The organism is Candidatus Thorarchaeota archaeon, from assembly GCA_013388835.1.
GTDB lineage: Archaea > Asgardarchaeota > Thorarchaeia > Thorarchaeales > Thorarchaeaceae > JACAEL01.
On sequence record JACAEL010000021.1, the window covers coordinates 20,061 to 35,425 of the forward strand.

A 15,365-nucleotide genomic window follows, 5' to 3' on the forward strand; every position below is an offset into this window, starting at 1 on the left:
GGAGTGCTAGGACAACTAGTTTCCCACCTCCACCTCAATGTCGGTGATAACAAACTCCTTTCCGCCAGATATTGTTGTATGGCTGCCACCGCACCTCGAGCACTTCATGGGGGCAAAAATGGCAACCTGCGGCGGAAGTGAATAGTCCACTTTGCTCTCGCCCTCAAAACCGCACTCCTGACACTTCAAGCGCCCCTTGGTTCTCTTGATGTGAAGCTCAGCTCCCTCCATGATTGTATCCTTTGAGGCAATCTCGAAGTTGAACGCAAGCTGCTCTGGAACCAAGAACGTAAACTCACCGACTTCGATGTTCACCGCCTTTATCCTCTTGACCTGGTGTGCCTTGGCAGCGTCAAGAGCAGCCTCAACTATTGAGAGAGCAGCAGAGAACTCATGCATTTTGCTCTCGACACGTTGCCTGTTTGTAACATATGTTGTTTTTGCTATGACCGCTAACGAATATACACCTAGGTTTTATTATGTGCCTCTGTGTAGAACTGGGCGAGAAGTCTTTACGGTGATGAAACAGGTGAATGGCATTAGCGACATTCGGCAGCTGGAGGCAGCAATCAGAGACCTCGAGTTTGATTACATGAGAGGGCTGGTGTCAGAAGAGGATTACAAGAAGAGAATGGCGGACCTCAACACCCGGCTTGTCGCAGCTGGTGGGACGCCTAGGGAACTCCCATCCGCCCCCAAAGTGGTATCATCTCAGCTGCGCCCGACCAGACTCCTCGACAAGAAGACACTGGTTGATCCGGTGACTGCGGTCAGAAGGACTGTAGAGAGTATGCGCAGAATACCCATTGAGAGGATTGCACAGGAGGCAGGGGTGCCCACACACATCGCCAGCAAGGTCCTTGCCGACCTCTTGGATGGCAGAGAACTCTCAGGCAGACTTGACCATGATTCTGGGGACTTCATACTTGGGACCGGGACCGGTCCCGCCCCCAAGACCATCGCAGTGTGTCCATACTGCAGGTACGAACTCAAGCGGATTGCTGTCAAAGGGGAGACAATCACCTGCAGCATGTGTAGAGAGTCATTCGTTGTTGTATGAGGCGCAGGCACCGCATGGTTTCGTTCCAGTTGTCTGGCGTTTCCGTGTAGCTCGTGACAGCAGTGGCGACTATCCTATGAGTGGACTGCTTGTTTCTGGACTGGTGGGCACAAGCCAATGCAAGAGCGTGCCCACCACCATCCAGCTTCAGACAACCGCTATTTCTTGTCCCCTTTCCTGTAAGACTCGGCCAGCAAGTCGGGAATGTATCTGGTCTTTATCTCTGTGCCCTTCAGGATGTCGGATATCTGGATTGTACAGAATGGACACTCCGTAGCAACCATCTCAGCACCTGTGGCCTCGATGTACTCCTTCTTGGTGGTGGCTATCTTCTGAGATAGTTCCCGCTTTCCTGCGCGGACACCACCACCTGCACCACAGCAGCGGTTCCGATAAGGGTCTGGGATATACTCTATGCCCGGAATGAGCTTCAGTAGATCTACCGGCTGGTCCACGACCCCCTGCCCCCTGCCGAGATGGCATGGCTCATGATAGGTGATCTTCGTCTTGATGACACCCTTGGGCTTCACGATGTTCTCAATACCAATCACATCAATCATGTACTCTGCCAAGTCGTACACTTTGAACTTCGGAGGTTCGCCTCGTTCTTCCTCAATCAGCGGTCGATGGTCTTCCCGGAGAGTCTTGCCGCAGCCAGCACATGCAACTACGACCGTGTCTAGGTTGTACTTCTCTGCGACAGTCTCGAATATCTCCGTGACTCTGTGAGCTGCAGCCCTAGCAGTGTGCAGGTCACCCGTCCTAAAGGCGGGACTAGCACAACACCACTGCTCTTTGGGCACTACAACATCGATGTTGTTCCGATTGAGCACTTCAATCAGAGACCGCCCGGTTTCCTGCATCCTATAGTCTATCAGACACCCGGTGAAGAAGGCCACTCGGCCTCGCGGGTTCTTTACGAAGAAGGTCTCTGTGTCGATGCTCTTCAGGAGAGGGGTGTCCTTCACAGGCACAGAACGACCCGTAGCGACAATCGAGTCCACGAAACCCTGTTGTCCCTCGGCCAGCGGATAGCCGGCCTCAACAGCCTTAGCACGCAGAAGCTCCACGGCTAGGCTGGGAATCTTGATCTTCTTTGGACAGATGTCTTCGCACATCTTGCAAGTCGTACAGGAGTACAACGACTCGTCCATCGCCATTGCCACACGGTCCTCCACATCACGTGGGTCGAGTTCCAGCCGCGCAAGCTGCCGGATGATCATTGGTCCAGGGTAGTCCCAAGTCTCATGGACAATGGGGCAGTTCGACAGGCAGGCGCTGCACTCAATGCACTTCCTTATCTCCCTGAGCTTCTCGATCTCTTCAGAGTGGATTATCTCCGGTCTCTGAGGAGGCTTATCACGAGCGACATACGGGCGAATGCGCCGAATCCTGTAGGTGACCTGAGAGATGTCAACAACCAAGTCCTTGATGATTGGCATCTTCTCAAGTGGCTCAAGTAGAAGATCTCCTTTGGGGTTCACTTTCGTCCTGCATGCAATTCTTGCAATGCCATTGACTCTGACTGCACAGGAACCGCATTGACCACCTCTACACTCCCATCGAAATGCGAGGCTGGAGTCGTACTTGTCCTGGATGTATAGAAGAGCGTCGAGAACCGTCATTCCCGGTTTGTACTCGACATCGAACTCTTGGAGGAATGGTGCATCGTCCTTGTCCGGGTTGTATCGCTGGACTCTGGCTTTGATTGTCTTTGTCATTCGTATTGCCTCCTATGGTGGGGTAATCTTGGTGATTACTAGCTCCTCCTTTCTCAACTCCATCTCCCCGTTCTTGCCCTTGCGGATGACGATGTTGTAATATCCCTTGTCATTGGGGTCTGCATCCGTTCGGAAGTGGGCTCCTCTGCTGCCTTTTCGCATATAGGCTGCTTCGGCAACCATCCGTGCTGTTGTCACCATGTGCGAGAACTCTATGGCCTGATGCCAGCCGGGGTTGAAGCGCTTGATTGGCACATCCACCTTGATCTTGGGCACGATGTCGCGTTCAATCTCTCTGAGACGCTTCACAGCGTAAGCCAAGTCAGCCTCATTGCGGAAGATCTGCACCTTCTCCCACATCAGGTTCTGAAGCTCCTCTCGAGCGTCCGCAGGAGTAACGCCCTCCTTGCGTGCGAGCATTGCTTCGAGGCGTTCGAACTCATTGGTAATCTCTTCGCGATTGACACCCGCCATCTGATGACTCTTGGCAAACTCTGCTGCACTCAGACCAGCCAGCGCGCCAAACACCTGTGTGTCCGCCAGGGCGTTGCCTCCAAGCCTATTGCCGCCATGGACTCCACCTGTGCACTCTCCCGCAGCAAAGAGACCGGGTATGTTGGTAGCCGCATGTGTGTCGATCTTGACTCCACCCATGAAGTGATGCGCTGTGGGGGCCACCTCCATCGGCTCATCACGGATATCGACATCAGCATCCTCGAACTGCTCAAGCATACTCTCAAGTCTGAACTCGATTATCCACTTTGGAAGGTGTGCCACACTAAGATGTACACCTCCATGTTCTGTCCCATGTCCCTGAAGAACCTCAGTCATGATTGCCCTGGTGACTTGGTCACGACCTGCAAGCTCCATGACATCGGGATGGTACTTGTACATGAATCTGTCACCTTCTGTGTTCAGTAGGATGCCACCCTCTCCACGGACTGCCTCTGTTACAAGCTTGCCAACTGCAGAAGGAGGCCAGACCATCCCGGTCGGATGAAACTGAACGTGCTCCATGTCAACCAACTCACAACCGGCCTCATAGGCCATTGCATAACCATCTCCAACATCAAGCTGAGCGTTGCTGGTGACCTTGTAGATTCGACCCGCCCCACCGGTGGCCAAGACCACGGCCTTGGCGCGGAACACCACGTAGTCACCATACTTGAGGTCGATTGCACAGACACCTGCAATACGTCCATCGTGAAGCAAAAGCTTCGTTGCAAAGTACTCGTCGAACACACGCACGGATGTCTTCCGGATTGCCTCGGTCAGTGTTACCATTATCTCAGAACCAGTTCGATCTGAGGCATAGGCGGTCCTCCTGTAGGTCTGCTTGCCGAAAGGTCGCTGAGCAATCTTGCCATCGGGTGTCCTGTCGAAGACGGCGCCCATTTCTTCAAGGTCATATATCCTATCGGGAGCGTCGCGAACGAGAATCTCGACAAGCTGTTGGTTGTTAAGGTAGTTACCACCTGTGATTGTGTCCTTGAAGTGAACCTCGGGCGTGTCGGCCGGATCAACATTACCAATAGCAACATTGTACCCGCCCTCGGCCATGGCCGTGTGGGCCTTGCCAAGGAGCTCTTTGCTAATCATGATGACATCCAAGTTGTGCTTTGATGCTTCGTACGCAGCCCGGCAACCCGCGCCGCCAGCACCCACAACGAGAACGTCGCATGCAATCGTCTTGTATTCCAAAAGCAATCCTCCATGGTGCTCTTGCTTACTATCGCAGTCTGCCCAGAATGAGTCCGGTTTAAAGTTGTTACTATAGTACTGCGAACAAGAGGTCACTGACGGCATTGAAAGACAAACCTATATGGAAATTGAAGGTACAATTCACAGTGGGAAAAATGAGTTTCACGTTAGAGAATGCACTGATGACCATCGCGCTGATGGTCTTGCTGGTCATAGTCCTCTATGGACTCATCTAATGAATGCTGACAGGATATAGTGGTGCACTGAGGCTGCGGGAGAGCAGCCGGTATGTTCATTCCTTCACGCCAATCCTTGAATAGACATCGGCCTTTCGTGCTTGAACCTGTCTGCTAATGTCATCATGGAGACTCCTGCCGTGAGAGTCCATTGTGACGAGAAGTGGACCGAACTCCTCAGCGGTGATGACCCAAAGAGCCTCCGGCATTCCCAAGTCCTGCCACTCATAGGCACGGACTTCCTTCAACCCCTTTGCAGCCAATGCACCACAGCCTCCAGTATAGCTGCAGTAGACAGCACCCACTTCCTTGAGAGCCGCAAGCGTCTTGGGGCCCATGCCACCCTTTCCCACTATTATCCGGGCCTTGTACTTCCGAAGGAACTCGTCCTCGAAGAGCTCTATTCTGGCGCTGGTGGTAGGTCCAGCAGATACAATCTGCCATTTCCCGTCCTTCTTCATGGCGACGGGACCCACATGATACACCACGCTGCCACTGAAGTCAACAGGCGGGCGCTCATTCCGTTCAAACATCTCTAGTGCACGCTTGTGGGCCTCATCACGAGCAGTATAGACGTGTTCTCCACTGACATACACAACGTCACCCACATTGAGCTTTCTTGCGTCAGATTCTGAAATCGGTGTCCTTAGATGATACTCAGCCATATCACTTTCCTCCTATGGGGTGAGTCAGGTATTTGACATCCAAGCCCTTTGAAATCACGGCAGTACTGCGCCGAGCTGCCCAACACTGAACAGCAACCCCAACTGGTAAGCTTGCCGGATGCCGCATTGCATAGTCTAACTTCACACCGAGAACCGTGGTCTTCCCACCAAGACCCATGGGACCGATGCCTGTAGCGTTTAGGGCTTCCATGATTTCTCCTTCAATCTTAGCCACTTCAGGGTCTGGATGATGGTCATCAAGGGGACGGAGCAACTGCTGTTTAGCAATCTTGATCGATATGTCCGCACCGCCGCCTATCCCAATCCCTATGATGTTCGGCGAACAGGCCTCACCCATGTATCGCATTGCGTTGTCCACGACCAGCTTCTTGACTCCTGCAAGACCCACACCGGGCTTCAGCATTCCTACAATGCTGGCATTCTCACTCCCTCCACCCTTCGGAAACACCGTAATCTCAACAGAGTCGCCCTTCACTATCTCCCAGTTGATCCACGGTATCTTCTCGCCTGTATTGTCACCGGTGTTGCCACCCTTTATGGGGTTGACTGCATTGGGTCTGAGGGGGATACTCGCAGTGGCATCCTTGGTGGCCTTGATTAGAGCGTCCCGAATCTCTCCTATGAAGGGGAACCTGTCACCGACTTTCACATAGAAGATGATAATACCCGTGTCTTGGCACATCGGAACCCCCTCCGCTGCAAGCTCCAAGTTCGTGAGAATGGCCGAGAGCTGGGTCTTGGCAGTCGTGTCGGTCTCGAGACTGTGTGCCTTCTTGAGTGCTGCTTCCACGTCCGGAGGTAGTTTGGTGGCGGCCATCGTGAGAAGGCGTAGTGCAGTGTCATGAATGACTTGAGCTGGGTCCTTCATCGTGACATCATCTTGCGGATTCTATGGTGCGGGACTAGAAGCCCCACAGACGCCGACCCGAACACGACTTGCACCTAATCTATGTTGCTATTCAGAGACTGCTTTCGAGGAGTCTTTATGGTCAGAATGTGTATGCCACAGTGGACAAAGATTAGGCAGGAGGCCGCAAATTGGCACTCATTGTTACACCTAGCAGCGCACTCTCGTTCTTGGCCGCGTGTGCACTGCTCACAGTCTGCAGCGTCACAGACCTCAGGCAGCGGGTTGTTCCAAACAGAATTGTGGCTTTGGGAGCAATATCAGGCATCATACTTGTATCAGCAACAGGACATCTGATGTCAGAGGTCGAGTTGCACATTGTGGCTATACTTATGGTCAGCCCAGTTCTGTATCTACTCTGGAGAATTGGAACCATAGGCGGTGGGGATCTCAAGATGATTACTGTGATTACAATCGTGAGCCCGGGAATCGAACTGACATCATGGTCGCCTGCTATGGCAGAGGTCATAATGGGCACTCTGCTCCAGATTCTGCTCATGCTGACCATGGCAGAGCTGTACAGCAGATGGTATCTGCGCACTCATGGAGGCCCAGAACGGAAGGGTAGAACCCCGCTGGTCCCGTTCTTGTTCGCGGCCTACTTGGCTACGCAGCTCCTCGCATTCCTGTGAACCTCGGAAACCGGTCACTCATCTCCAGTTGTCACTCTTATGCCGTGTTCACCTATCTCGAAGTGGTGACGCTTCATACTGTGACTTGTGTGACGCATCTTCCACACAACAAGACTTCTCTCAAGGCACCCGTTGTTCTCCGTTAGACACAGCGTGATCAGCCCTTGGGAAACAAACTGCTCAACGCCTGCGCGACTCTGACACTCACCGTTGGTCTCGCCAAGAACAAGTGACGTGACCTTCAACTGATTCATGAGCGCTCCAATTCGGAACATCTCACTCCTCAATTCCACAGGGTCGCCTGAACGAATGAGGCCCGACAGACTGTCAATGACAAGACGCTTGGCTTTGCACTCCTCGATTGCTCGGTAGATCTCCTCGATAAAGGTGGGCACGTCAAAGCCGCGCCGGAGAGCATACTTCTCGGAAGTCGGAAGACCAGCTCTGCTTGATGCGGCATCAACTATTGCTAGCTTTCCCTGCTTCTCGATACTGCAGAGGTCCCAGCCAAACTGGGCAGCAATGGACCTCAGCTCGTCAGGGCGTGTTTCAAGGGTTGCAAGCACACCGGGTTCGTTGTATGCGCTGGCGCCGCTATATAGGAACTGGAGACCAAGTATTGTCTTGCCTGTACCAGTGGTACCAGATACCAAGACGGTGTTGCCCTCTATTATGCCTCCACCCACCAGATCGTCAAGTCCAGGGACGCCAGTCCTCACTCGTCTCATTTCACTCATCTCACATCTCTGACGCTGCCACTAATCTCCCAGCCCTTGACAACCTCTGCGATGCCAGTTACGGTCACTCCTGTCACATCAGGAGACCTGCGAAGGGCATTGACCCGTTGTTCCAAGTCCTCAGCATCGTTCCCCATCAACAGAGCATGAATCGTCGTGGGCGCTGCGCCGACAGCGACCCACAGATACTCCTCTTTGGATGCCAGCTCCTGCGCAAACGTGACAGTGCGTTCTCTGCTTATGTCAGGAAGAATGTGACCACCAATCGTAATACTGACAAGTGCTGAACTATAATAGCCGAGAGCACTTGGGGCCACTAGAGCTGAAAAACGAGTCACCACACCAGACTCTCGGAGTCGCCGCGTCCGGAAGTGGATGGTCGTGTCCGGTTGATTCAGCTCCTTTGCAATAGTGGTGAATGCCAGCCTAGCGTCCTTCTGGAGAATACTAATCAGTTTCTGGTCCAATTCGTCCACTGGTCATTCCCCGGTGCGGAGTCAATCATACGCATCTGGCTGCGTCTATTAAGGATTGCTGGATTCGCAAGCAGTGGGTCAACACTTGTGACAATCACGGCATTCGCCAGTCAACCCCTCACTGAAACGGGCAGTGTTTGAGCAGATGTGGCAGGTATGAGCAAGTGGTTGCGAAATTCGTGGTGCTATACTGTCACAGTGAAGGAATAGATGAGTGTCCAGAGAAGCACCCACAGAAGAAGGTAAGAGGGCAGCGAGTTGACGATTAGCTTCTGTCGTCCGCCCAGCGCAGCGACGTCCACCTCGACTAGATACACAAGGACATACAGGGAGAGTATATAGACTAGGAGCCCAAATACGAGACCTCTAACACCAACAAAGAAGGGACTAGTGATACCGCATATCAGACCGGCGACAGTCGCAAAAGACAGCTTGACGTAGAAGTTCTGGTCTTGAGGATTGCCGGACCACCTGCCGAACAGGCGTTGGAAGATGTTCTTCAGCGTCTGCATTGCGTTCACGGGCCTTGCTATCGGCACTCAAGCGACCATGTTATAAAACAGTCGGTCAGAAGTGACTGTGAAATGAAGGACTCAATGAGCAACATAGACATCAAGATGGTGCTACCAGAGATAGTAGCGGCGGCGCAGGGGGCGTTCATCAAGAATGTCTACCAGTACGGAGATGTGTTTGTGCTGAAACTCTATCAACCGGCCGGCGCAACCAGTCAGCTGCTCATTCAACCGGGACGACGCGTGCACCTGACTGTATTCAAGCGAGCAGCTCCGCGACTACCGGCGAAGTTCGTTACTGTCCTGAGAAAGTACCTCCGTGACAAACGAATACGTTCAGTGTGGCAGCACGACATGGACCGAATCCTTGTCCTGGATGTCGGTGATGAGAGGGAGTCATACAAGCTTGTGGCCGAGATATTCGGACAGGGCAACCTGCTATTGCTCGATCCTCAAGACACCATATTCATGGCCAAGCAGTATCGAAGGATGAAAGACAGAGAGGTGGTTCCGAAGGCCAAGTACGAGTTCCCACCTGTAAGAGGAGCGGACATCTTCAACATGGATATGGAGGCCTTCAGTCAAGTGGTCAAGGACTCGACAGCGAATGTGGTCAGAACTCTGGCAAGTCGCCTCAACTTGGACTCGCTGAGCTGTGAGGAGATATGCACACTGGCAGGGGTCAAGTCAACAGAGAAAACAACGGACTTGGGAGCCGATGGCATCGCGCGTCTGAGGCGGGGACTGGAACTGTTCAGCGAGAAGCTGAGGGCAGGGGTCGTAGGTCCAAGGATTGTCAGGGAAGTCAAAGAGGATGACACTGGCAGCAGCGATGAGAGCGACAATCAGACAGAATCCAGCCCATTAGCGTTTCTACCATTTGAATTCGAGTTCTATCGAGACTACCCTGCGGACGAGTTTGACTCGTTCAGCAGAGCAATAGATGAGTTCTTTGGCGTTTCGCTTTCAGAACTGGAGGATGAGGAGGCCCATGGTGCACTCGATGCAGAGCGTGCACGACTACAGAAGATAATCGACAAGCAGAACGAGAGCATTCAGAGTCTGAAGGCAAAGGCTGAAGAGAACAGACTGAAAGGCGAGGCCATCTACGCGCACTTCCAGACAGTTCAGGAGATCATTGGGACCATCACCAAGGCTCGGTCGTCAGGTCTCTCATGGGACCAGATACTGGAGCGAGTGGAGCAGGGAAGGAGAGAGGGCATTGCGGGTGCACTTGCCATTGAACGCATCAGTCCTGCCACTGCGGAGATTGTCGTGTCGCTTGACGGAGTGGCTGTCGCGCTCGATATCAGAAAGACACCGCAGGAGAATGCGGCAGTGGCGTTTGAAACGGCCAAGAGGTCAGAGGCGAAGGTGGAAGGTGCTCTGAAACAAATCGAGAAGACGCAGTTGGAACTGGACGAACTCGTCAAGGTGGCTGAAACACCCACTGCAGCGCCACTGCATGTCAAAATCAGAAAGAAGAAGTGGTATGAGAAGTACAGATGGTTCTTCTCTTCTGAAGGCTACCTCGTCCTTGGTGGGAGAGATGCAAAGAACAACGAGTATCTCGCCAAGCGACAGATGGGGGCCAATGATGTGTTTCTGCATGCTGCGCTACATGGGGCACCCTATGTGGTGATTAAGGTCCCTGAAACGCCGCCAGGAGAACAGACAATCTGGGAGGCAGCGCAGTTTGCAGTGACGTTCTCGAGGGCTTGGCAAGACGGACTTGCTACTGGAGACGCCTACTGGGTCACACCCGAGCAGGTCAGCTTCACTCCGCCATCGGGAGAATACCTGCCCTCCGGAGCAGTCATGATCTACGGGACCAAGAACTACGTGAGGAGTGTTCCCATCGAATTGGCAGTCGGAGTGATGCTTGACGGCGAGGATGCAGTACCTGTTTCTGGACCACCTTCAGCCATAGAGGCATACACGGAACACTGGTTACGCGTCGCGCCAGGGACTGTGAAGAGGGGACAGCTGGCGAAAGATGTGGCGGCGGGTCTTCGAAAGATGGCCCCGAAGGAGGTGGGAGACAAGATTGATCTGATTCCCCAGGAGGATTTCATGCGCGTATTGCCGTCAGGAGATGGAAGAGTGATGATGGACTAGTGAGTCACTACATTTTTTAGTCCAGCGGACCAGAACCATTAGTGATGAAGCACTCTGCGTTGTTCATCTGAAGGAGTGTTGGACCAATTCCAGAGGACGGAGATCGATTCAATGACTGCACCTTCTCACTCCATGTGTGTTAGAGACATCATGACTGTGAACGTGGTAACAATGCCACCAACAGCAACCGCCTTTGAGGTGGCGAAGTCCATGAGCTCGTTGGACATCGGTTCAATAATCATTGTCGACAAAGAACGGCCAGTTGGCATAATCACCGAATCGGACATTGTTCGCAGAGTGACGGCAGAGTATGCAGACCCAAAGAAAGTGAAGGCGAGTGAGATAATGAGCTCACCACTGATACATGTGACTCCTGAAACGCCCCTCACGGAGGCGATGCGGGTGATGGCAAGAAGCGGGATAAGGCGGGTCGCGGTTCTGAGGAATAACACCCTCGCAGGAATAATAACGTCACGCGACATTCTGAAATGGTCCCCCGAGCTGATTGACATCCTATCCGAGTCGCTGCGCTTGAGAGGCGAACATCCCGCGCACCGGCCACAAGAGGACGAAGATGACCTAGTGGCCTTTGGAGGCATATGTGACGCCTGTGGGGAGTATTCTGCAGACCTAGTGCTTGAGGACGGGCGATACCTGTGCGAAGCCTGCAGAAGCCAATAGTTCAGCTGTTTCGCAGTAGTCAAGAAGAAGGAGGTCTATGGTTTGGAAGTAAGTCAAATCATGTCGGAACCAGTCACAATTGATAAGGATCAGCGACTGTCGGTCGCGCTCGAGCTCTTAGGAAAGAAAAGAGTCGACAGGCTAGTAGTGGCAGAAGGCAACCGTGTCCAAGGAATCCTCACATACGCAGACATTGCGGATAGACTTGGGGTAGGAAAGGTTGTGGCAGTATCCATCGGCAGGCTACATGTGTCCAGCGCTATGACGGACACGGTCATCTCAGTAGCACCAGATGATGACATTACAGCGGTCGCCCAGCTGATGATTGACCGGGGAATGAGTGGTTGTCCAGTGGTTGACAAGTCTGGTGCGCTTGTGGGAGTGATAAGCAAGTCGGAGATTGTATCACTCTGCAAGAAGTTCGACAAGATCAAAGTCAGACAGCTCATGACGACAGAGAATCTACTTGTCGTGAACCCGGTCGAGCGGCTGGTCAAGGCGAGAGCAGACATGTTGAACGCTGGCTTCTCGGGAATGCCGGTTGTGGACGGCACAAGAGTTCTGGGCCTCCTTACTGAGAGAATGGTAGCAGAGGCGATGGCAAGATTCAGTGTCGAAGTTCCGGACAAGCACAGAGCCAACCAAGTCAGACAGATGAGGGTAGTCGATGCCATGGCACAGCAACCCCCGACGGTAAGCCCTGACGACTCGATAGCAGTAGCAGCAACGAAGATGCTCGAGTCAGGCCTGAACACACTACCCGTGGTTGCAGATGGAAACAGACTTGTGGGAATCATAAGTGCGACTGACTTAACTAGGTTCGCGGCGAATAGATTCAAAATCCCAGGGCAAGAGGAGTAATCGCTCGCCGTGACGAGGCGGGATACTGAATGCCATTAGACCTCCTGCTAACAAATGGGGTTGTCATACTAGATGGCATAGAGGTCAAGCGTTCGGTTGGCATACTCTCCGACAAGATAGAAGGAGTCTATCTTCCGGGCAAGGAACCCGTCGCACACGACACGCTCGAATGTGCAGACTGTTACATACTTCCGGGAATGGTCGATATTCATGTTCATCTGAGGGACTTGAACTGTTCGAGCAAGGAGGACTACGAATCGGGAACAATGGCCGCGGCAGCTGGGGGCGTCACCACTGTCGTCGACATGCCGAACTCGAGTCCGCCCGTACTGGATGCAGATGTGCTTGATAAGAAGATGCAGAGTGCTAGGCAGAAGCGCTTTGTCAACGTTGGGTTCTATAGTGGCATACCGATGGCACCCGAAGAATATGACACGGCCATGGTTCCGAGCATTCTGGGCTTCAAGGTATATCCTCATTCACCACTGGCAAAAGGGGTCAGATTCACGGACAATCACATTCGAAAGTGCATGTCTCTTGCCAGACTTCATGACCGCCCCTTACTGTTCCACCCCGACTCATCCAGTCCGGATTCCAAGCCGAGATCAATGGACGAGTACTTTCAGATACACAGCTGTGAGGGAGAACACGAGTCAGCGAGGCGGTTTATCGAAGCCAAGATGGCGATTGGAGGACGCCTGCATGTGTGCCATGTGAGTTGTGCTTCGACTGCCAGACTCATCCTCGAGAACCGTGCAGAGGAGACCCTGTCGGCGGAGGTGACTCCACATCACCTCTTCCTCAACAGCGGAGGTTTCTCTAACGAGAACGGCCACGCGAAGATGCTTCCACCCCTGCGCTCGCCCTATGACAATGAGGCCCTTCTCACAATGCTATGTGGTAAATGTGCAATCGACTGTGTAGCATCAGACCACGCACCACACACCGATGAAGAGAAGAGTGCTCCGTTTCTCGATGCTGCCTCGGGCATACCCGGGCTTGAAACAACTGTCCCACTGATGTTGACCGAGGTGTTTGAACGGCGACTCACATGGGTGGACTATCTGAGGGTCTGTTGTTCGGGTCCTGCTCGTGTGTTAGGACTGAAAAGCAAGGGAATACTATCTCGCGGGTTCGATGCCGACCTGATTGTCGTGAGGAGGGAGGAACACACCATACGCGGGCATGATTTCTTCTCAAAGGCAAAGATTACGCCATTTGAGGGACGCCGGGTGCTGGGAAAGGTAGTCAGGACAATCGTCGGAGGCCATACGGTATACGACAATGGCAGGTTCGTTGTTGGAAGGGGAGTGGTCGGAAGTGTTCCTGTACGAAAGTATTAACCGAAGAGAACGCCAGTAATTGGTAGGGAGAATCACAAATGGCCTATGTCTACTCAGATGAAGAAGGAGTGTTCCTAGTCCGATTGGCTCGGAAGACAGTGGACCAATACGTCAGTGAGCGAACCAAGCCCAGCCTTCCAACCCCACCTTCCCAGAAACTACTTCAGAACTCAGGTGTCTTCGTCACACTGAACTCGATAGTCGGAGACCATGTCAGTCTCAGAGGATGTATAGGCCGACCATATCCCAGTCAACGCCTGATTGATGCCACAGTCGATTCTGCAGTGGATGCAGCAGTGAATGACCCCCGGTTTGAACCCGTCAGTCCCCGTGAACTCGGCTCAATCCTTATCGAACTCAGCGTGCTGACCGAACCAAAGAGAATCAGCTACAGACAACCATCAGAACTGCTTGACCTTGTGAAGGTGGGTAGAGATGGCCTCATCGTCACAAGAGGAATGTGGCGGGGCCTCCTACTCCCACAGGTGCCTGTTGAGTGGAACTGGGACGTCAAGGAGTTCCTTGAGCACACCTGTAACAAGGCCGGGCTTCCAGCTGATGCATGGCGCGACCCCAAGACAGAGTTCATGTCATTCCAAGCTGAGATATTTGGAGAAGTCACGCCCCGTGGAGATGTGGTGAGAAATCCAACCCATCCGAGGACTTGTTAGGAGGCGGAAGAGTGACCGGACTCCCTCCCGAAGCAGTCGAAGCGCTCAGGAGGTACCTCGATGAGGACATTCGCTCAGGAGACATCACCGCATCTGTTCTGGGTCCGTTGGATGCGCCAGCTGTCGCTACTGTCTTCGCCAAAAGCAGGAGCATCCTCGCTGGTCTTGAAGAGGCGAAAGCAATCGCTGAGATCACTGGCCTGACTCATGAGGCCCTGGTGTTCGAAGGCAACTGGGTGAATACCGGCCAAGCTGTGCTCAGAGCTAGAGGACCTGCAAAGACACTTCTGGCTGTTGAGAGGGTGATCCTGAACATCATGATGCGGATGAGCGGTATAGCCACCAAGACCTACTTGATGCTTGAAAAAGCACGGCGATTCAACCCGAGCATACGGGTGGCCGCGACCAGGAAGACCACGCCGGGCTTCAGATTCTTTGAGAAGCGTGCTGTAACGGTGGGCGGCGGAGACCCGCACAGGTATGCGCTGGATGACATGGTGCTAATCAAGAATAACCACCTAGCACTCGTGGGAGGTGTGGCCAGAGCAGTACGTATTGCAAGAGAGCGGGTGTCATTCTCCAAGAAGGTATCCTGTGAGGTCAGGTCCCTTCAAGAGGCGATGGAGGCTGTCGATAGCGGTGCAGACGTGATACTCCTAGACAACTTCACACCCAATACAGCACGGGCGGTTGTCGACACATTGAAGCAGAGGGGGCTTCGGGATAGGGTCGTACTTGAGGCATCCGGAGGTATTAACGACGGAAATGTGACCGAGTTTGCTCAGAGTGGGGTGGATGTCCTCTCGTCGGGAGCTCTGACTCACTCCTATGAGTCTGCAGACTTCAACATGCTCATTTCGATGCCTTAGGGCGGTGACGCTCGTTCGTGTCGTGTTCACGGCTCATCAGGGGCCGGACCCCGGCCCAGGTGCTTCCGCGCTCGCCTCATCTGCCTCCGTCGCTCCAACTCGACTCGCCTCCTGTTGAAGACCCATATGGCTGGAGTGGCCAGCACCACTGCGA

General features: G+C 53.3%; 16 protein-coding genes. 8 read left to right on the top strand and 8 right to left on the bottom strand.

All coding sequences use genetic code 11. The annotated features are described in order from the left end of the window. Nucleotides 1-15: 15 nt before the first annotated feature. Complete coding sequence (gene hypA / locus HXY34_04400) at nucleotides 16-399, bottom strand: hydrogenase maturation nickel metallochaperone HypA (GenBank protein ID NWF95363.1); 384 nt, start codon at nucleotides 397-399, stop codon at nucleotides 16-18. Between the two features lie 121 nt (nucleotides 400-520). On the opposite strand from hypA, the gene HXY34_04405 reads away from it, so the two are divergent. Further along, on the top strand, nucleotides 521-1,060 hold the full coding sequence (locus HXY34_04405) for a hypothetical protein (protein NWF95364.1): 540 nt from the start codon (nucleotides 521-523) through the stop codon (nucleotides 1,058-1,060). Nucleotides 1,061-1,218: 158 nt separating this feature from the next. Here the strand turns inward: HXY34_04405 and HXY34_04410 are convergent, their stop codons facing one another. From HXY34_04410 to HXY34_04425, 4 genes are all read right to left on the bottom strand, one after another. After that, nucleotides 1,219-2,781, bottom strand: coding sequence for a succinate dehydrogenase/fumarate reductase iron-sulfur subunit (locus tag HXY34_04410; protein ID NWF95365.1), 1,563 nt, complete (start codon nucleotides 2,779-2,781; stop codon nucleotides 1,219-1,221). A gap of 12 nt (nucleotides 2,782-2,793) precedes the next feature. Next, a complete protein-coding gene (locus HXY34_04415) occupies nucleotides 2,794-4,587 on the bottom strand; it encodes an FAD-binding protein (protein NWF95366.1) in 1,794 nt (597 codons plus the stop codon). 187 nt (nucleotides 4,588-4,774) lie between these two features. Next, nucleotides 4,775-5,383, bottom strand: a complete 609-nt coding sequence (locus HXY34_04420; GenBank protein ID NWF95367.1) for a fumarate hydratase C-terminal domain-containing protein — start codon at nucleotides 5,381-5,383, stop codon at nucleotides 4,775-4,777. A gap of 1 nt (nucleotide 5,384) precedes the next feature. Next, nucleotides 5,385-6,272, bottom strand: a complete 888-nt coding sequence (locus tag HXY34_04425; GenBank protein NWF95368.1) for a fumarate hydratase — start codon at nucleotides 6,270-6,272, stop codon at nucleotides 5,385-5,387. Nucleotides 6,273-6,442: 170 nt separating this feature from the next. Here HXY34_04425 and HXY34_04430 point away from each other — a divergent pair, with 170 nt between their 5' ends. After that, the gene (locus tag HXY34_04430) at nucleotides 6,443-6,943 is read left to right on the top strand and encodes a prepilin peptidase (GenBank protein NWF95369.1); all 501 of its coding nucleotides are present in this window, start codon (nucleotides 6,443-6,445) and stop codon (nucleotides 6,941-6,943) included. A 14-nt stretch (nucleotides 6,944-6,957) separates the two neighbouring features. Here HXY34_04430 and HXY34_04435 read toward each other — a convergent pair whose 3' ends face one another. The 3 genes from HXY34_04435 to HXY34_04445 all read right to left on the bottom strand — a co-directional run bounded on the left by HXY34_04435 (nucleotide 6,958) and on the right by HXY34_04445 (nucleotide 8,695). Beyond that, a complete protein-coding gene (locus HXY34_04435; GenBank protein ID NWF95370.1) occupies nucleotides 6,958-7,680 on the bottom strand; it encodes an AAA family ATPase in 723 nt (240 codons plus the stop codon). Next, nucleotides 7,677-8,147 carry an Lrp/AsnC family transcriptional regulator gene (locus tag HXY34_04440; protein ID NWF95371.1) on the bottom strand — a complete coding sequence of 157 codons (471 nt, stop codon included), beginning with the start codon at nucleotides 8,145-8,147 and terminating at the stop codon, nucleotides 7,677-7,679. The genes HXY34_04435 and HXY34_04440 overlap by 4 nt, the downstream gene beginning before the upstream one ends. A 194-nt stretch (nucleotides 8,148-8,341) precedes the next feature. After that, a complete protein-coding gene (locus tag HXY34_04445; protein NWF95372.1) occupies nucleotides 8,342-8,695 on the bottom strand; it encodes a hypothetical protein in 354 nt (117 codons plus the stop codon). A 45-nt stretch (nucleotides 8,696-8,740) separates the two neighbouring features. Between HXY34_04445 and HXY34_04450 the strand changes: the two genes are divergently transcribed. From HXY34_04450 to nadC, 6 genes are all read left to right on the top strand, one after another. After that, nucleotides 8,741-10,786, top strand: a complete 2,046-nt coding sequence (locus tag HXY34_04450) for a fibronectin/fibrinogen-binding protein (protein NWF95373.1) — start codon at nucleotides 8,741-8,743, stop codon at nucleotides 10,784-10,786. A gap of 111 nt (nucleotides 10,787-10,897) precedes the next feature. Then, nucleotides 10,898-11,467 (top strand): CBS domain-containing protein, encoded by a 570-nt coding sequence (locus HXY34_04455; protein ID NWF95374.1) that lies wholly within the window; start codon nucleotides 10,898-10,900, stop codon nucleotides 11,465-11,467. Between the two features lie 42 nt (nucleotides 11,468-11,509). Continuing rightward, the gene (locus tag HXY34_04460) at nucleotides 11,510-12,328 is read left to right on the top strand and encodes a CBS domain-containing protein (GenBank protein NWF95375.1); all 819 of its coding nucleotides are present in this window, start codon (nucleotides 11,510-11,512) and stop codon (nucleotides 12,326-12,328) included. Between the two features lie 29 nt (nucleotides 12,329-12,357). Beyond that, a complete protein-coding gene (locus HXY34_04465) occupies nucleotides 12,358-13,671 on the top strand; it encodes a dihydroorotase family protein (protein ID NWF95376.1) in 1,314 nt (437 codons plus the stop codon). Between the two features lie 38 nt (nucleotides 13,672-13,709). Beyond that, on the top strand, nucleotides 13,710-14,342 hold the full coding sequence (locus HXY34_04470) for a TIGR00296 family protein (GenBank protein ID NWF95377.1): 633 nt from the start codon (nucleotides 13,710-13,712) through the stop codon (nucleotides 14,340-14,342). An 11-nt stretch (nucleotides 14,343-14,353) separates the two neighbouring features. Then, a complete protein-coding gene (gene nadC, locus HXY34_04475; GenBank protein ID NWF95378.1) occupies nucleotides 14,354-15,211 on the top strand; it encodes a carboxylating nicotinate-nucleotide diphosphorylase in 858 nt (285 codons plus the stop codon). Nucleotides 15,212-15,365 lie beyond the last annotated feature (154 nt).